The 16,677-nt window shown below is 69.5% G+C and carries 16 protein-coding genes and 1 pseudogene; 14 read left to right on the top strand and 3 right to left on the bottom strand.

Annotated elements, in window-relative coordinates; translation table 11 throughout:
• Positions 1-118 precede the first annotated feature (118 nt).
• From hemL to ccsB, 6 genes are read left to right on the top strand one after another with little or no spacing between them, the layout of a single operon-like run.
• Positions 119-1,417, top strand: coding sequence for a glutamate-1-semialdehyde 2,1-aminomutase (gene hemL / locus M6444_RS16945; protein WP_363326409.1), 1,299 nt, complete (start codon positions 119-121; stop codon positions 1,415-1,417).
• The gene (locus tag M6444_RS16940; protein WP_298330038.1) at positions 1,414-2,061 is read left to right on the top strand and encodes a histidine phosphatase family protein; all 648 of its coding nucleotides are present in this window, start codon (positions 1,414-1,416) and stop codon (positions 2,059-2,061) included. The genes hemL and M6444_RS16940 overlap by 4 nt, the downstream gene beginning before the upstream one ends.
• Positions 2,058-2,666: a TlpA disulfide reductase family protein gene (locus M6444_RS16935; protein ID WP_298330035.1), complete on the top strand. Its 609-nt coding sequence runs from the start codon at positions 2,058-2,060 to the stop codon at positions 2,664-2,666. Before M6444_RS16940 ends, M6444_RS16935 begins: the two co-directional genes overlap by 4 nt.
• Positions 2,663-3,409, top strand: a complete 747-nt coding sequence (locus M6444_RS16930) for a cytochrome c biogenesis protein CcdA (RefSeq protein WP_298330033.1) — start codon at positions 2,663-2,665, stop codon at positions 3,407-3,409. The genes M6444_RS16935 and M6444_RS16930 overlap by 4 nt, the downstream gene beginning before the upstream one ends.
• A complete protein-coding gene (locus M6444_RS16925; RefSeq protein WP_298330031.1) occupies positions 3,406-4,986 on the top strand; it encodes a cytochrome c biogenesis protein ResB in 1,581 nt (526 codons plus the stop codon). The genes M6444_RS16930 and M6444_RS16925 overlap by 4 nt, the downstream gene beginning before the upstream one ends.
• Positions 4,986-5,978, top strand: coding sequence for a c-type cytochrome biogenesis protein CcsB (gene ccsB, locus M6444_RS16920; protein WP_298330029.1), 993 nt, complete (start codon positions 4,986-4,988; stop codon positions 5,976-5,978). Before M6444_RS16925 ends, ccsB begins: the two co-directional genes overlap by 1 nt.
• 68 nt (positions 5,979-6,046) lie before the next feature.
• On the opposite strand, the gene M6444_RS16915 is transcribed toward ccsB, so the two are convergent.
• The gene (locus tag M6444_RS16915) at positions 6,047-6,406 is read right to left on the bottom strand and encodes a PLD nuclease N-terminal domain-containing protein (RefSeq protein ID WP_298330027.1); all 360 of its coding nucleotides are present in this window, start codon (positions 6,404-6,406) and stop codon (positions 6,047-6,049) included.
• Between the two features lie 460 nt (positions 6,407-6,866).
• Between M6444_RS16915 and M6444_RS16910 the strand changes: the two genes are divergently transcribed.
• The 3 genes from M6444_RS16910 (at position 6,867) to M6444_RS16900 (ending at position 8,938) form a co-directional block, all read left to right on the top strand.
• Complete coding sequence (locus tag M6444_RS16910; protein WP_298330025.1) at positions 6,867-7,346, top strand: Lrp/AsnC family transcriptional regulator; 480 nt, start codon at positions 6,867-6,869, stop codon at positions 7,344-7,346.
• Between the two features lie 87 nt (positions 7,347-7,433).
• Positions 7,434-7,904, top strand: a complete 471-nt coding sequence (locus tag M6444_RS16905; protein WP_298330022.1) for a DNA starvation/stationary phase protection protein — start codon at positions 7,434-7,436, stop codon at positions 7,902-7,904.
• 140 nt (positions 7,905-8,044) lie between these two features.
• Complete coding sequence (locus tag M6444_RS16900) at positions 8,045-8,938, top strand: pyridoxal-phosphate dependent enzyme (RefSeq protein ID WP_298330019.1); 894 nt, start codon at positions 8,045-8,047, stop codon at positions 8,936-8,938.
• Positions 8,939-8,999: 61 nt separating this feature from the next.
• Here the strand turns inward: M6444_RS16900 and M6444_RS16895 are convergent, their stop codons facing one another.
• Positions 9,000-9,458, bottom strand: coding sequence for a rhodanese-like domain-containing protein (locus tag M6444_RS16895; RefSeq protein WP_298330016.1), 459 nt, complete (start codon positions 9,456-9,458; stop codon positions 9,000-9,002).
• Positions 9,459-9,553: 95 nt separating this feature from the next.
• Between M6444_RS16895 and M6444_RS16890 the strand changes: the two genes are divergently transcribed.
• The gene (locus M6444_RS16890) at positions 9,554-10,051 is read left to right on the top strand and encodes an Lrp/AsnC family transcriptional regulator (protein ID WP_298330013.1); all 498 of its coding nucleotides are present in this window, start codon (positions 9,554-9,556) and stop codon (positions 10,049-10,051) included.
• On the opposite strand, the gene M6444_RS16885 is transcribed toward M6444_RS16890, so the two are convergent.
• The gene (locus M6444_RS16885) at positions 10,032-11,018 is read right to left on the bottom strand and encodes an LLM class F420-dependent oxidoreductase (protein ID WP_298330010.1); all 987 of its coding nucleotides are present in this window, start codon (positions 11,016-11,018) and stop codon (positions 10,032-10,034) included. The genes M6444_RS16890 and M6444_RS16885 overlap by 20 nt on opposite strands.
• 152 nt (positions 11,019-11,170) lie before the next feature.
• Between M6444_RS16885 and M6444_RS16880 the strand changes: the two genes are divergently transcribed.
• From M6444_RS16880 to M6444_RS16870, 4 genes and pseudogenes are all read left to right on the top strand, one after another.
• Positions 11,171-12,922 (top strand): serine hydrolase domain-containing protein, encoded by a 1,752-nt coding sequence (locus tag M6444_RS16880; protein WP_298330007.1) that lies wholly within the window; start codon positions 11,171-11,173, stop codon positions 12,920-12,922.
• A gap of 88 nt (positions 12,923-13,010) precedes the next feature.
• Positions 13,011-13,739, top strand: coding sequence for a DinB family protein (locus M6444_RS16875; protein WP_363326408.1), 729 nt, complete (start codon positions 13,011-13,013; stop codon positions 13,737-13,739).
• Between the two features lie 163 nt (positions 13,740-13,902).
• Positions 13,903-14,097: pseudogene (locus tag M6444_RS23060) on the top strand (AraC family transcriptional regulator); the annotation flags it as partial.
• Positions 14,098-14,523: 426 nt separating this feature from the next.
• On the top strand, positions 14,524-16,677 hold a 2,154-nt coding region (locus M6444_RS16870), incomplete at its 3' end, for a 2OG-Fe(II) oxygenase (protein WP_298330001.1).

Below are 16,677 nucleotides of genomic sequence, written 5' to 3'. Positions count from 1 at the left end.
AGACCTGTACACCGGTGGTGTAGCAGGCGAATACCTAGTGAACATGATCATTTGCCGCCTCGATGGCCCCGGTCCGGCATCGTAGGTGGTGGATTGCGAGAATGACCCGGTGAGCAACGTGGTTCCTGTCAGCGCGGCCTTGTTCGACCGCGGGCGAGTTGTCACGCCCGGAGGGGTCAACTCACCCGTGCGGGCCTTCCGCGCCGTGGGCGGCACCCCCCGGTTCGTCGAACGGGCATCAGGGCCGTACGTGTACGACGTGGACGGCAACGAGTACGTCGATCTCGTCGGCTCGTGGGGGCCGATGATCCTCGGCCACGCTCACCCGGAGGTCGTCGAGGCGGTGCGTGCCCAGGTCGATCTCGGGACGTCCTACGGCACGCCGACCCGTCCCGAAGTCGAACTGGCCGAAGAGCTCGTGGCCCGCACCAGCGTCGACCAGGTCCGGCTGGTGTCCAGCGGCACCGAGGCGACCATGAGCGCGATCCGGCTGGCCCGCGGGGCCACCGGACGCAACGTCGTGGTGAAGTTCGCCGGGCACTACCACGGGCACGTGGACGCGCTGCTGGCCGCGGCCGGCAGTGGCGTGGCCACGCTGGCGCTGCCCGACACCCCCGGCGTCACGGCGGCCAGCGCGGCCGACACGATCGTGCTGCCGTACAACGACCGCGACGCCGTCACCGCCGTGTTCGCCGAGCACGGCGACCGGATCGCCTGTGTCATCGCTGAAGCGGCCGCGGGCAACATGGGCGCGGTCCCGCCGCAGGACGGCTTCAACGCCTTCCTGCGCGACACCGCGCATGCCGCCGGTGCGCTGCTGATCCTCGACGAGGTGATGACCGGCTTCCGGGTCTCGCGTTCGGGCTGGTACGGCATCGACGGCGTCGCCGCCGACCTGACGACCTTCGGCAAGGTCATGGGCGGCGGTTTCCCGGCGGCGGCGTTCGGCGGACGCGCCGACCTGATGGCCCAGCTGGCGCCGTCCGGTCCGGTCTACCAGGCCGGCACGCTCGCCGGGAACCCGGTGGCGACGACGGCCGGGCTGACCACGCTGCGCCTGGCCGGCGAGTCGGTGTACGCGACATTGAACGCCCACGCCGCCACGATCGGGGAGCTCGTCGGCGCGGCGTTGACGAAACAGGGCGTCGACCACGTCGTGCAGTACGCGGGCAACCTGTTCAGCGTCTTCTTCGGCGCCGAGGGCCCGGTCGCCGACTTCGCGGCGGCCAAGGCCTGCGACACCGCCCGGTTCGCGGCGTTCTTCCACGCCATGCTCGAGGCCGGGGTGTACCTGCCGCCGTCGGCATTCGAGGTGTGGTTCGTCAGCGCCGCACACGACGAGCGTGCGATCGACCGGATCGCCCAGGCGCTGCCGGCGGCCGCCGAAGCCGCCGCCCGGGCCGGGAGCCAGACGTGAGCGAGCTGACGAAGGTCCACCTGTTGCGCCACGGCGAAGTCGACAACCCGCGCGGCGTGCTCTACGGCCGCTTGCCCGGGTATCACCTGTCCGACCTCGGCCGGGCGATGGCGAAGCGAGTCGCCGAATCCGTCGCCGAGCGCGACATCGTGACGCTCACGAGCTCACCGTTGGAACGCGCGCGGGAGACGGCCGCCCCGGTCGCCGAAGTCCTGGGGCTCGAAGTCGGCATCGACGACCGCTTGATCGAGGCCGCCAACGTCTTCGAGGGCCAGACCTTCGGCGTCGGCGATGGTTCGCTGCGCCGCGCCCGGCACTGGCGGCATCTGCGTAACCCGTTCCGCCCCTCGTGGGGCGAGCCCTACGTGGAGATCGCCGCCCGGATGCGCGCTGCGGTTGACGATGCCCGGGTCGCAGCGACCGGACATGAGGCGTTGCTGGTCTCGCATCAACTGCCGATCTGGACGTTTCGCAGCTTCGTGGAGGGTCGGCGGCTCTGGCACGACCCCCGGCGGCGCGAATGTTCGCTGGCCAGCCTCACCACGGTGACCTTCCACGGCGACACGCTCGTGTCCGTCGCGTACAGCGAGCCTGCCGCCGACCTCGTCCCGGACCTGGGCGACGAGTTCACGGCAGGTGCATGATGCAGCGCTGGCGTACCCGGGCGATGACCGCCGCGGCCGCGCTGGCCGTGCTGTTGGCCGGCGGATGCAGCGACGGCCAGGTCCAGCGGGACGACGACGCCGACCGGTCCGGCTTCGTGGAGGGAGACGGCACGGTCGCCACGTATCCGCCGGCCGAGCGAGAAGCCGCGCCGGAGTTCAGCGGACCCCTGCTGGGCGGTGACGGCACGTTCGACCTCGCCGAGGCGGACGGCGACGTCGTCGTCCTCAACGTCTGGGGCTCGTGGTGCCCGCCGTGCCGCAAGGAGGCGCCTGAGCTGCAGGCGGTCTACGACTCCGTCGCCGATCAGGGCGTGCGTTTCGTGGGCGTGAACACCCGCGACCACTCGGAGGGCCCCGCCCAGGCGTTCGAGCAGGAGTTCGGCATCACCTACCCCAGTGTTTACGACCCCAAGGGCGAAGCTCTGCTGGCCTTCCGCGACACCATCCCGCCGCAGGCGATCCCGAGCACGCTGGTCATCGACCGCGCCGGGCGCATCGCTGCCCGGGTCGTGGGGCCGATCACCGAGACGTCGCTGCGGCAGATGGTGTCCGACATCGCAGCGGAGGACACGTCGGCCACGTGACTGAGACGTTCGGCGACACCATCCTGACCGGCTCGCTCGCGCTGGCGCTGCCGGTGGCGGCGCTGGCCGGGCTGGTGTCGTTCCTGTCGCCGTGCGTGATCCCGCTCGTGCCGGGCTATCTGGGCTACGTGACCGGGCTGTCGGGGGCCGAGCTCCGCGCCGCTCACCGGGGCCGAGTGCTGCTCGGCACGGCGTTGTTCGTGCTCGGGTTCAGTGTGGTCTTCGTGTCGTACGGGGTGCTGTTCGGCGGGCTGGGCCGGGTGTTCGTCCAGCACGGCGACGTCATCACGCGGGTCATGGGGGTGGTGACCATCGTGCTCGGGCTGATCTTCGCCGGCTGGCTGCCGGGCCTGTCGCGCGATTGGCACACCAACGTGCGTCCGGCCGTGGGCCTGGCCGGTGCGCCGTTGCTCGGCGCGGTGTTCGGCATCGGCTGGACCCCGTGTATCGGCCCGACCCTCTCGGCGGTGCAGTTCCTGGCCTTCGACGAGGCCAGCGCCGGGCGGGGAGCGCTGCTGTCGTTCGTCTACTGTCTCGGGCTGGGACTGCCGTTCCTGATCGCGGCGCTGGCCTATCAGCGTGCCCTGCGCGTGCTGCGCTGGGTCCGTGAGCACCAGCTGGCGGTGATGCGCGCGGGTGGGATCATGCTCATCGTCCTCGGCGTGCTGTTGGTCACCGGCGTCTGGAGCGAGCTGATGACGTCGATGCAGACCTGGATCGGCGGATTCGAGGTGGCGGTGTGAAACGTGACGCGCGGGCGCCCGGCCTGACCCGGGTGGAGTTCGCCCGCTGGATCTGGCGGCAGCTGACCTCCATGCGGGTGGCGTTGATTCTGCTGTTCCTGCTGGCAGTCGCGGCCATACCGGGTTCGATCATCCCGCAGAGCGACACCGACCCGCTGGCCGTGCGAGACTTTCGGGCCCGTAACCCCGGCCTGTCCGAGTGGTACGACCGGCTCGGCCTGTTCGACGTGTACGCCGCGCCGTGGTTCGCCGCGATCTACCTGGCCTTGCTCGTGTCATTGGTGGGCTGCATCCTGCCGCGCACCTGGCAACACGTCAAGGCACTGCGAACACAGCCGCCGCGCGCGCCGCGCCGGCTGTCGCGCATGCCCGCCTACCGGCGGGTGGAAGTCGACGCGTCGCCCGAGGAGGTGCTCGGCCTCGCCCGGGCCGAACTGCGCTCGCGCCGGTTTCGGCTGGCGGCCGACCGCGGCGACGGCGCCGTGTCCGGCGAAGCCGGGTCGTTGCGCGAGACCGGCAACTTGATCTTCCATCTCGCCGTCGTCGTCGTGCTGCTGGCCGTGGCGGGCGGTGGTCTGTTCGGTTACCGGGCGACGGTCTTGGTGCCGGAGGGCGCAGGGTTCACCAATCAGGTCATCCAGTTCGACAACCTGTCCGCGGGCCCGATGTTCGATCAGTCCGACCTCCCGCCATTCAGCCTCGACGTCGAATCGTTCACCATGGACTTCGTGGACTCCGGCCACCAGCAGGGACTCCCGGAGGAGTACGCGGCCGAGGTGACTTTCGTCCCCGAGCCGGGCGCGCAGCCGCAGCAGCGCACCATCCGGGTGAACGAGCCGCTCGAAGTGGGCGGTAGCTTGATCCACATCCTCAATCCCGGCTACGCGCCTGCGTTCACTGTCCGTTCCGCCGACGGCACGGTCCTGGCCGAGGGGCCGGTGGCGTTTCTGCCCCAGGACGACAACTTCACCTCGACCGGTGTCGTGAAGGTCCAGGTGCCGCCCGAACAGGGCGAGGACATCGGGATCGAAGGTGTGTTCTACCCCACGGCCGTCCTCGACGAGAACGGGCCTCGCTCGGTCTTCCCGGAAGCACGCAACCCGGCGGTGTTCCTGACCGCCTACCACGGCAACCTCGGGCTCGACGACGGCACGCCGCAGTCGGTGTTCCGGCTCGATCTCGACGACATGGAGCAGTTCGAAGGCGCGAACGGTGAGCCGTTCCGGGCGGCGCTGGGCCAAGGTGAGACGGTCGAGCTGCCGGGCGGTGCGGGCTACATCACCTTCGACGGCTACGTGACCTGGGTCAATCTGCAGATCAGTCGCAACTCCGGCAAAGAGATCGCCCTCGTGGCCGCCGTCGCCGCCGTCATCGGCCTGATGGGTTCGCTCTACGTCCGCAGGCGCCGGGCCTGGGTGCGTGCCGACGTCGGTCCGCAGGGGCGTACCGTAGTCGAAGTCGCCGGGTTGCACCGGGCTGAAACGTCGGCCGACGATCATCTCGCCGACGAGGTCGGTGCCATCACCGACGGACTGCTCCTTCGGCTGAGCGGTTCGTACGACGAGAAGGAGAGCTGATGGACCTCGACGCCGTGGCCGAGTGGAGCCGGTACATCGTTGCCGCCGCCATGCTGGTCTACCTCGGCGCGTGGCTGGCGTTCTGTGCCGAAGCAGGGCTGCGTGGCCGGTTGCGTCGGATGGCGGCCGAAGCCGCCGTACCGCAGCAGGAGCTGGTCACCGCGGCCGCGTCAGGCCCGGGTGGTTCGGAGCCGACCGCAACGGTGCACTCCCAGCCCGAGCCGGTTCGTGACGTCGAGCAGCGCGCCGAGCGCATGGGCCTTCTCGGGCAGCGCATATTGGTGCTGGCGACGGTGGTGCTGGCGGCCGGGGTCGTGATGCGTGGAGTCGGCACGGGCCGTACGCCGTGGGGCAACATGTACGAGTTCTCCATCACCGGCTCGCTCGTCGCCGTGGTGGTGTTCCTGATGCTGGCACGCACCGCTGCCGGGCGGGCGATCGCGGTCTGGGCTGTCCTGCTGGTGTTCCTCACCTTGGGCCTGGCGGTGACGGTGCTGTACGTGCCGCCTGGTCCGCTGGTTCCGGCCCTTGACTCGTACTGGCTGGTCATCCACGTCGGCTGTGCCGTCGTGGCGTTCGGGCTGTTCACCATCTCAGCGGTGGTCGCCGCGCTGCAGATCGTGGCCGAACGCTCGGCCACCCGCGGGCTCACGCACGGGTTCGGGGCGTCGTTGCCATCCGCAGGTGCGCTCGACCGACTGGCGTACCGGCTCACGGCCGTCGCGTTCCCGATCTGGACGTTCGGGCCGCTCATCTTGGGCGCCGTGTGGGCCGAGGTGTCGTGGGGCCGGTACTGGGACTGGGATCCCAAGGAAGTGTGGGCGCTGATCACCTGGCTGGCCTACGCCGCCTACCTGCACGCGCGTGCTACGGCCGGATGGAAGGGCTCGCGCGCTTCGGTCGTGGCGTTGATCGGCTATGCGACCGTGCTGTTCAGCTACTTCGGCGTGAACGTCTTCTTCAACGGACTGCATTCCTACGGCGGGCTGTGACCGGCGCCATCCGGGCCGACCAGCCAGTGGCCGACCAGCCGGCGCGGGGCGGACGACGCCGAGCGCGGTCAGCGAGATTCGTCGTCGTCCTCGCCGCGGCGTAGCTCTTCTTCGCGGCGGCGGAGGTCGGCCTCCCAGTCGCCGAGCATCTTTTCGTGCTCGACGTCGATCTCACGCAACTGCCGCAGAAACTCCGGGTCGTCGTCGGGCGCGAGCTCGCGCCGCGGCGGCGCCTCGGGCTGACCACCCGGGCGAGCCTTCGCCAGTAACAGCCACAGCAGCGGCCCGATGACCGGGACCAGCACGATGATGGCCAACCAGGCGAACCGATTCAACGCCTTGATCCTGCCCGACTCGGTCTGCAAGCAGTCGATCAGCGCATACACGAGCAGCGCGATCGCAATCACGATCGGTAGTACCCGACCCACCGTGAGACCTCCTCGGGCGAACGTCCGTCGAAGCTTCCAGCCTAGGTGAGCTGTCCGGCGCGGCGCACGTCGGTCGGGGCGAACACGACGACGCCGCCGCGCCGGGTCGGTCGGCGCTGATCCGGCGCTCGCACGTCGGGGAAGCGCCGAAGCGCCTGCCTCGTGCGAGCGCGAGATCGTCGGTCAGCTGAAGAACCGACGACGCCGACGGGGCCGTCCTGCCCGGGCCTCGGCGACCTGGCGCTCACGGGCGGCGGTACGACGAAGTTCCTCGAGACGGGCGTGGGCCAACTCCAGGCTGTACAACTGTTCTCCCTTGGATCGATTGATCTACGATTCGTTTGATGAAGCGAGGTACGGCCTTATATTTTAAGGAGGAAGTCGATGTTGATGCCACTTCGTGCGGGGTGACGCTGACCACGTGAGCCGTGGTGAGTAGGCGGAAGGCAGGATGGAGCCGATGGACACCGTGGATGCGAAGTTGGTCGAGGCGTTGCTGGCCAACGGCCGGGCCTCCTATGCAGAACTGGCGCGCCTGGTCGGCTTGTCCGGGCCGAGCGTGCAGGAACGGGTGCGCCGGCTGGAGGAGCGCGGTGTCATTACTGGGTATCGCGCGAGTGTCGATCCGGCCGCGCTGGGGCTGGGGCTGACCGCGCTCATCGGCCTCGTCCTGGCCGACTCCGTCGCCCATGGCGAGGTGGGGGAGCGGCTGGCCGACGTCCCTGGCGTGGAGGACTGCTGGTTCATCGCCGGCGACGAGGCCTACATGGTCAAGGTGCGGGTGCCCGACGTGGAGAGCCTCGAACGGCTGCTGGGGCGGTTGGTGGGCATCGAGGGCGTGGCGCGCACCCGGACCACGTTGGTCATCTCCACCCGGTTCGAAGGCCGCACCATCGACTTCCGCCAGGAGACGCACGAGCCCGCGGCTGGATCGGCCTGAGCTCGCCTCTGCAGCCCACAGTCGGCCGATTGCGGATCGTGCGTCGTGGGTACACGCTAGCAATAGGCTCCGAGCCGAGGAGGGTCCATGACAACCATGAAGAGCCCGCTGCCCGATGACTCTCTGGAAGTCACGGCGATGTGCTTGCACGACACTCTGGTCGATCTCGTCGACCTCGCTCTCGTCGCGAAACAGGCGCACTGGAACGTGACGGGCCCGCGGTTCCGCAACGTGCATTTCCAACTCGACGAGGTCGTGGCCACGGCGCGCGCGTACGCCGACACCATCGCCGAGCGTTCGGCGACCATCGGTGTGCCCGCCGATGCGCGGGCGACGACCATCGCCAAGGAGACCCGGGTCACTCCGGTCGATGCCGGGTGGGTGCGCGATGACGATGTCGTGGCGACGTTCGTCCGGATCTATGCGGAGATGATCGAGCGGCTGCGTCAGCGGGCCGCCGACGTCGAGAAGCCCGACCCTGTCACCAACGACATCCTGCTCGACCTCCTGCAGGACCTGGAGAAGCAGTACTGGATGTGGCAGGCCCAGACCGTCTGATTCGCACCGCCTCTCGTGCGCCATAATGTCGGGGCTTCAGACGGTCCCCGGCTCGAAAGGCGGCACGAGTCTTGCCTACCCGAACCCATCTGGTCACCATCGACGATGTACGTCGGGCCGCCACGAGGATCACGGGGAAGGTGCTGCGCACACCGTTGCTGTCGGCTCCGTGGGCCGGCGGCCTGGCGTTGAAGCCCGAAAGCCTGCAGCCCACCGGATCGTTCAAGGTGCGCGGTGCGCTCAACGCCGTCGCCGCCCTCGATCCGCAGGAGCGCGCGCGTGGCGTGGTCACGCATTCCAGTGGGAACCACGCCCAGGCGCTGGCGTGGGCGGCCCAGGCCTACGGGGCTGCCGCGACGGTGGTGATGCCTGAGTCCGCTGCACCGGTGAAGGTCGCGGCGACCAAGGCACTCGGCGCACACGTGGTCATGGTTCCGCCGGCGCAGCGCGACAGCACCGTACACAAGCTCCGGGACGAGTCCGGGCTGGCGTTCATCTCGCCGTTCGATCATCGCGACGTGATCGCCGGCGCTGGGACCGTCGGGCTCGAGATCGCTGCGGACCATCTCGAGTTCGATACCGTGCTGGTCCCGGTGGGCGGGGGCGGACTGATCTCCGGGATCGGCGTGGCGATGAAGGCCTTGGCGCCTCACGTCCGTGTCGTGGCGGTCGAGCCGGAACTGGCGGCCGATTTGGCGGAGAGCATGGCCGCGGGAGAGCGGATCGCGTGGGACACCGCGCTGACCTACCGGACCATCGCCGACGGCGTGCGGCTGCCGGTGGTTGGCGAAGTGACGTGGCCGCACATCCAGGCCCACGTCGACGAAGTCGTCACCGTCCCCGACGACGCCATTCTCGAAGCGATGGCGCTGGTCACCGCGCGCAGTCGGGTCGTGGCCGAGCCCACCGGGGCGCTGGCCGCCGCGGCCTACCTCGCCGACCCGCAGCGCTACGGCAACGCCGTCGCCGTCGTCACCGGCGGCAACGCCGATCCCACCCTCCTCTCCCGTGTTCTGAATGATCATGTTCAGTAGGCAATTCCCTGCTGCACCACCCATGCAAGGGTGTTGATGCCGCAGTACGCCTCGTGGTGTCTCATCCCCCTGCGCCGGGCACACCCTCGAGACCGCCATCATCCGTGCCGGTCTCGAGCTCGAAGCCCTCGTCCAGCCAACCGGTGACACCGCCGATCATCTTCTTGACCGGCCGGCCGAGGTGCGCGAGCCGAAGCGCCGCCTTGTCCGCGCCGTTGCAGTGCGGTCCGGCGCAGTAGACGACGAACACGGTGTCGTCGGGATAGCGGCTGAGGTTACGTTCGACGATCCGGCCGTGGGGCAGGTTCACTGCACCGGGCAGGTGACCGGCAGCGAACAGCTCGGGACTCCGGACGTCCAGCAGGACGAAGTCGACCGCTGCGCGCCTCGTGGCGTCGTTGACGTCGAAGCAGTCGGTCTCGAACATCGACAGCGTCGAGAAGTGCGCCACCGCCGCTTGGGGTGGTCCTGGAGGCGTGGACGTGACGGCGGAACGGTCGGTCTGGCGAAGATTCGGCATAGCGGCGACGCTACGGCGCTACCGAGCACCGATTGAAGGTCGAACTCACGGCGAAGACAGCCACCGAACCGTGGTATCGCCGCTAGCATCGCGGCATGACCGGGCAATCGCCGATATCACTCGATGCGCTCGACTGGCGCATTCTCGAGCACCTTCAACACGACGCGCGGCTACCGGTCGCGGAATTGGCTCGCCGGGTGGGCCTCGGTTCGACGGCCACGGCCGACCGGCTGCGTCGCTTGGTCGACGGTGGTGTGATCGTCGGATTCCGCGCCGAACTCGACCTTGAACGCGTCGGCTACCCGATTCTCGCCCTCGTTCGACTGCGCTACCCCACGGGCAACTACCGGCCGTTGCGTGCGGAACTGAAGAACACCCGGGAGCTCCTCGAATGCCACCACGTCACCGGGGACGACTGCTTCGTCCTCAAAGTCGCGGCCCGGTCGATGCGGCATCTCGAGGAGCTCACCGGGCGGCTGGCCACCTTGGGCGGCGTGACGACGTCGGTCGTGTACTCCTCTTTGCTGACCTCACGCGTGCTGACCGGAGTTGACGCTCCGACCACCGAGCGGCTCAGCTCAGCGCGGGGATGACCTGCTTTTGGAACATCTCGACGCGGTCGAGGGTGTACGCGGCCTCGGGGAAGTAGCAGATGGCATAGGTCATGCCGGCCTCGTACAGCGCCTTCAGCTGCTCGGTGATCTGTTCCGGCGTGCCGACGGTGGGGCTGTTCCGGTAGGCGCGCATGCTGCGCTCGGCCGCCTCCTGGCTCTGCACCCGCAGGTAGGAGTCTTCGATCTGGCGCAGCTGATCTTCGACCTCGCCCTCGGTCTCGCCGATCACCACGTTGTAGTCAGCCGAGCGGGTGATCGAATCGAAGTCGGTGCCGACCTCGCGGCAATGCTGCTCGAGGATGGACGACTTGTGCCGGAAGCCGTCGAGCGTCCCGGCGAAGTTGGTGAACCTGGCGTACTTGGCGGCGATGCGCAGCGTGACCTTCTCGCCGCCACCGGCGATCCACAACGGGATACCGCCGTCCTGGAGCGGCAACGGCCGGCAGATGGCGCCGTCGACCTGGTAGTACTTGCCGTCGAGCGTCGCGTTACCCGTGCTCCACAGTTGCCGCATGATCTGCACGCCCTCGTCGAGCATCCCGAGGCGTTCACCGGCGCGCGGGAACCCGTAGCCGTAGGCGCGCCACTCGTGTTCGTACCAGCCGCCGCCGATGCCCATCTCGACCCGGCCGCCGGAGATGATGTCGGTGGTCGCAGCCACTTTCGCCAAGTACGCCGGGTTGCGGTAGCCCATGCAGGTGCACATCTGGCCGAGCCGCACCCGGCTGGTGACGGCAGCGAACGCTGCCATCAAGGACCAGGCCTCGTGGGTGGCCTCGTCGGTGGGCACCGGAACGGTGTGGAAGTGGTCATAGACCCAGATGGACTCGAACGGGCCGACGTCGGCCGCCTGGGCAAGATTGCGCATCACGGCCCACTGGTCCGCCGCCGGGATACCGGCCAGGTCCAGTCGCCATCCCTGAGGTACAAAGATTCCGAATCGCATGCGGTAATCCTAAAGAAGAGGACAGGGTCGCGATGGCCGGCCGTGGCCGGGTGGCGCTAGCAGCCTGCCCGGTTGGGCTGCATACTGCCTGAACATGACGACCACATGCGGTACCAGGCGGACGAGCGGCGGAGGCACGAGATCGGGCGGCCATGCCCGCTGACCGTCATGTCGCCCTGGCCGCGGAGCTGACCTGCGCGCGGATCGGGGCGTTCGCACGGGACCTGCCCGGCCACGCGCCGCTTCCCGGCGGTGTGATCGTGCTGGCCGACCGCAGCGCAACGCTCGGGCAGGTCACCTTCGGCCACGCAGACCTAGGTCGCGGCGAGCCAATGCAGGCAGATCACCTGTTCCAGATCGGATCGATCAGCAAGGTCTTCACCGCGCTGCTGGCCGGCCAGCTTGCCGCCGAGTCCCGGCTGTCGCTGGACGAACCGGTCAGCCGGTTCCTGCCGTGGCTCGACCTTGGCGTCGGTGCCCGCCCGGCAACGCTGCGGAGCCTACTCAGCCACACCGCGGGCCTGGTGATTGGCTCGGATGCAGTGCCCGATGACCTCGCTCAGATCTGGCGGCTGCGTGAACTCGCGGTCGATCCGGGCCCGGCGCACTTTCACTACTCCAATCTCGGGTTTCAGATCGCGGGACTCGTGCTTGAGGCAGCCGCGGGCGAACCGCTCGGCCAGTTGGTCGCAGATCGGCTGCTTGCACCGATGGGCATGACCAGCTCGGCACCGGCGATAACCTTCGCTGACCGGCCGAGGTTCGCAACCGGATACATCGCTGCCCGTCAGGATCGGATCTGGCTACCCGGTGACCCGCTGGTTCCGGCCCCGTGGTTCGAACTGGCGGCGGCTGATGGCAACATCGCCGCTACCGGGCCGGACCTGGCTCGGCTGGCCATGCTGCTGCTCGACCACGGCCGGGTCGGCCAGCGCCAGGTCGTTGATGAGTCGGTGGTTGCGACCATGACAGCGTCGCTGGCCCCGGATGCCGGGACCGGGCCCGACCTGCCAGGGGTGCCTCCGCTAACCGCCACCAGGTACGGCCTGGGCATCGGCGTGGACACGATCGACGGTAACCTGTGCCTGACTCACGGCGGCGGCATGGTCGGCTACTCTACGTTCCTGCTGGCCGACACCTCGGCAGGGCTGGGCGTCGTGGTCCTTACCAACGCCGACGGCGGGAACGCACACGCCGAGCTGATCGCCCGAGCAGCGCACACCGACCTGCTGGCCAGGCTGGCCGGTGGCCCGGAGCCGGCGCTCCCGTCGGGCGACCCGGTCGTGCGATTGCGTGAGATGGCGCAGGCCAGCCCACTTCCGCTGGGTCGGTTCGTGGCACCTTACCTGCCCGGCAGACCGACCCGGATCGCGGTCCTCGGCGGTCCTGGCGGCACGGTGGTGGTGTCCTGCCGCGAGCGGGAAGGCCGCCTATTCCGCCTGCTGACCGGCACTTACGCCACGGACCATCCGGATCTGCGCAGCTTCGCGCTGACCCCGGCCGTGCAGGCCGGACAGCCACTCTGGACCTGGGGGCCAGTCGTATACCGCGAGGATGGCGGTGATGGTGCCAGCCAGGATCCCGGCGGGGCCGCCAGCCAGTTCGCGGCTGAACGGCAGGTACCGGAGTTGTGGACTGCGCTGGAAGGTCACTACCGGTGCTATTCGCCCTGGTATCCGGAATTCCGGGTGTTCGTCCGTGCGGGCGCGCTCTGGCTGGCGGCACCTGGCGGTGTAGAGGCGCCGGGTGCGGAGGAGCCACTGATCGAGGTGACGCCGGGGGTGTTCCGGATAGGCGCGGAGGACTGGCTGCCCGAGCGGCTGACGGCCGGTCCGCTGGTTGATGGCCGGGTGATCAGCGTGAATCGGGACGGCTGCGAGTACTCCCGGTCCTTCACGCCCTGACCGGACCTGCCGAGTCGCCCCTCATGATGCCGGGCACCGCTGGTCGGAGAGGCGCGCGAGTGTCCGCACCCTAGCGGATACTGCGCGCATGACGAGATTTGTGGACCAGGACCTAACCGACGCCGAATTCCGTGAGTGTGACCTGACTCGCGCGCGTCTGATCGGGGTGGTGATGCAGGACGCCGTCATCGACGGACTGGTGGGCAACCTGATGGTCAACGGAGTAGAGGTGACGTCGTACGTCGAGGCCGAACTCGACCGGCGGTATCCAGCGCGGCGGCTGATCGGCTCCGCCGATCCGGCCGAACTGCTGCGGGGCTTCCGGCAGCTTCGGGCCGACTGGGCCGCCACGCTCGGCCGGCCCAATGGCCTGCCCGAAGGTTCCGAGCATCAGCGCGTCGGCGGCGAGTGGTCGGCAGTGGAGACGCTGCGCCATCTGGTGTTCGTGCACGACTCGTGGTTCCGTCGCTGCTGCCTGGGATCGACCGCGCTGTTCACGGCGATCGGACTGGCGAGCGAGGCCGTCCCTGATCAGGAAGCGCAGGGCCTGGATCGGGCGGCAGCCCCAAGCCTGCACGAGGTGCTGGCGGTGCGCGACGCGCAGGGTGCCGAGCTAGAACGCTGGCTGTCGGCCGTGACACCCGATGAACTCTCAGCGCCCGCTCCCGTGCCGACTGGGCCAGGATGGCCGCCGTATGCCAAGGGGAAGTCGGTGCTCGAATGCGTCCACGTGGTATTGAATGAGGAATGGGCGCATCACGGCTTCTGCGTTCGCGACCTAGATCTACTCCGGCGCTGGACGCTGCACGGCCGCTGACCCGGTATCCGAACCCGGATCCGAGCCTGCACGGGTCCGTGGTGACACTCGACGATCTGTGCAGCCAGGACGCGGCACGGCTCATCGGACGGCTCGGCGACCTGTCCTCCCGGGAGGATCGCTTCGCGCTGACCGTCGCCTGACTTGCCCGCCACTGCGTGGCAAGCGCGCCGCGAGGCTGGTCCGCTTCGACCACGCCGTCCATGCCCTGGCCGCAGGCCAGCACCCGGCTGGGGTCGCGGCCGATCGCGGCTACGCCGATCAGTCCCACCTGCACCGGGACGTCCTGGCGTTCGCCGGGGTGACCCCGGTGGCCGTGGCCAGCGAACCGTTCCTCGCGGCCGACGTCATCGCCTGGGGATGGCCCAGGCCGGGCACTCCCGGCGCCGAACCGGTCCTGCCGCGGCCCGGCCGCCAGTGGCCGCTACGCGGAGCGGCCTCCGAAGATCCGGCTGAAGAAGCCGCCCCCGCGGGGCTCGCGCGGGTGGCCGGGGCAGCGCTTGGACGCGGGCACCCCGCGCATGACCTGCTGAACGTGCTGGCCGCATCCGGCCCATGTGGTCTTCCCGCAGGTCCGGCACTTGACGGCATGACACATGAGAGAACTCCTTCTCGTGGTTGACCAACGCGAGTGTATACCCGTTGGGGTATTTGTTCGTGTCGGCCGAGTGCGGCCACGTGCCATGCCGAGGTCCGGTGACTGGCCCGCTTTCGCTACCCGCCCTGACAGCGGGCGGCGCGGTAGCCTGGCTCACCGATAGCACGCGGCTGGCAGGAGAACCGGATGCCGATCACCCCGAGAGAGCGGCTGGCGCGGGTGCTCGCGGGGTCACGCCCGCCCGCCGCCTTCAGCGCCCAGCTGTCACTTCCCGCGAGGAACATCGGGCTGACGGTGGCGGGTGCGGGACCGATCAGCCTCCCCGTCCTCGCGGCGCAGGCCAAGAAAATGATCGCCAGCGCGCGGCCGGCCCGGTTCGGCCGGGGCGAGCAGACGCTGATGGACCTGAGCGTGCGCGACACCTGGGAGATCACGCCGGACCAGGTGACGCTGACCGGGCTGGACTGGGACGCGATCCTGGCCGAGATGCATGACGAGCTTGGCCTGCCGGCCGGAGCGCGACTGCGGGCCGAGCCGCACGCGCTGCTGGTGTACGGCAAGGGGCAGTTCTTCCTGCCGCATCAGGACTCTGAGCAGGACGACGCGATGGTCGGCACGCTCGTGGTGTCGCTGCCGTCGTCGCACACCGGCGGGGAACTCGTCGTTAGGCACAATACCGAGAGCGCGGTGTACCGGGGGTCCGCGACCGAGGTGACGATGACCGCCTTCTACGCCGACTGCCGCCATGAGGTCAAGCCGGTGCGCTCCGGTTACCGGGTCACCTACACCTTCAACCTGCTGCTGGCCGACGCCTCCGCCGGCGAGGCACCGGCCGGCCCGTCGGAGCTGGCCGCGAGGTACCTTGCCGAGCACTTCACTACCAGGGTCTCCCGGTGGGACGGCGATGACCAGGAGCCGCCAAGCCGGCTCGTCTACCTGCTGGACCATGAGTACACCCAGCGCGGGCTGAGCTGGGAGCGGCTCAAGGGGGCCGACGCCGAGCGGGCCTCGCTCCTGCTGGCCGCCGCGCAGGACGCGGACTGCGAGGCGGTGCTCGCCCTCTGTGAGATCAACGAGACCTGGGACGCCGAGCCGGAACGCCGCGGCCGTGCCGCGGAACCTGCCCACCGGATCAACTCTGAGCTGACCCTGAACTGGTGGACCGCGGCGCCCGGCGGCGCGCCGATCTCCCTCTACGTGCCGGATGAGCAGGTGTGCGCGTCGACGCCGTCGGCGGCCCTGAAGCCCTACGACTCCGAGTACACGGGCTACATGGGGAACTACGGCAACACGATCGACCGCTGGTACCGGCGGGCAGCGATCATCGTGTGGCCGAGAACGCACGCATTCGCGGCTCGGGCGGAGGCGTCGCCGTCGTGGGCGCTGGCCGAGCTCAGCGGCCGCCTGGACGCTGGCGAACTGGCGAGTGCCCGGGCCGACGCCCAGTCCGTCGCGCCATTCTGGAATGCGCCCGAGCCCGGTCTGCTCGCGCCCGCCCTGAACGTCGCCGCGGGACTCGCGGATCCCGACATCGCGCTCATGCTGCTGCGGCCGTTCCCGGTCGAGTGGGTCAACCCGGTGCACGCGGATGGGCTGGCGGCGCTTGTCACGCGGTACGACGAGACGTGGCACCGCAGCCTCCTGGATGCGTGGTTCAGCTCACGGGTCAGGTGGCACACCACCGGACAGCCAGACCGCGCGAACTGGGTCAGCGCCCTGCCCGGGCTCACCGCGGCGCTGCGGGACGCCGGAGCGGAGGCCACCGCCGGGCGGCTGCTCGCTGCGTCGTGGCGCTGGCTGGCTGGTGACATCCGGCTCTGGCTCAACCAGCCCGCACCGGCCGAACGACGTAAGCGCCTCGCCGACCTGGGCAGGCCACTGGCCGGCCTGCTTGCGGCCGCGGACGGCACGCCGCTGGCCGACGAGATCGCGGCCGTGCTGCGGGCGCACGACGATGACGTGCTCGCCTGCCTGCTGCCGATGCTCCGGGCGGCCGGCACCGGACCGAGCGCGGCGCTCGCGGCGCTGGCCCGGGACTGCGAGCGCCGGCTCGTCGCGATCACCGGGCGCCCGGCGCGTCCCGCCGACGACTGGTCGGTCCCCTGGCCCGGAGGCTGCGGCTGCGACCTGTGCGGCACGCTCGGCGGATTCCTCGCCGACCGCGGGGAACGCACACTGGAGTGGCCGCTCGCCGAGGCCCGCCGCAAGCACGTCGCCGACCAGATCAGGGCCGGCGAACTGCCGGTAAGCCATCAGGTCTGGAAGTTCGGCAGCCCGTACACGCTGGTGCTGACCAAGACCGATGAACTGTTCCGCCGCGAGGCCAGGGCACGCAAGGAA

The sequence above is a fragment of the Haloactinopolyspora sp. genome, from assembly GCF_027324685.1.
In the GTDB taxonomy this organism is placed as follows: Bacteria; Actinomycetota; Actinomycetes; order Jiangellales; family Jiangellaceae; genus Haloactinopolyspora.
Note: the sequence above shows the minus strand (reverse complement) of the source record. Positions and strands in the feature narration are given on the sequence as shown.

Excerpts from the sequence above, each read along its gene's own strand:
- M6444_RS16880 (WP_298330007.1), top strand. The coding sequence starts at position 11,171 with ATGCCCGCTGACCGTCATGTCGCCCTGGCCGCGGAGCTGACCTGCGCG.
- M6444_RS16935 (WP_298330035.1), top strand. The coding sequence starts at position 2,058 with ATGATGCAGCGCTGGCGTACCCGGGCGATGACCGCCGCGGCCGCGCTG.
- M6444_RS16910 (WP_298330025.1), top strand. The coding sequence starts at position 6,867 with ATGGACACCGTGGATGCGAAGTTGGTCGAGGCGTTGCTGGCCAACGGC.
- M6444_RS16890 (WP_298330013.1), top strand. The coding sequence starts at position 9,554 with ATGACCGGGCAATCGCCGATATCACTCGATGCGCTCGACTGGCGCATT.
- ccsB (WP_298330029.1), top strand. The coding sequence starts at position 4,986 with ATGGACCTCGACGCCGTGGCCGAGTGGAGCCGGTACATCGTTGCCGCC.
- M6444_RS16895 (WP_298330016.1), bottom strand. The coding sequence starts at position 9,458 with ATGCCGAATCTTCGCCAGACCGACCGTTCCGCCGTCACGTCCACGCCT.
- M6444_RS16875 (WP_363326408.1), top strand. The coding sequence starts at position 13,011 with ATGACGAGATTTGTGGACCAGGACCTAACCGACGCCGAATTCCGTGAG.
- M6444_RS16905 (WP_298330022.1), top strand. The coding sequence starts at position 7,434 with ATGACAACCATGAAGAGCCCGCTGCCCGATGACTCTCTGGAAGTCACG.
- M6444_RS16885 (WP_298330010.1), bottom strand. The coding sequence starts at position 11,018 with ATGCGATTCGGAATCTTTGTACCTCAGGGATGGCGACTGGACCTGGCC.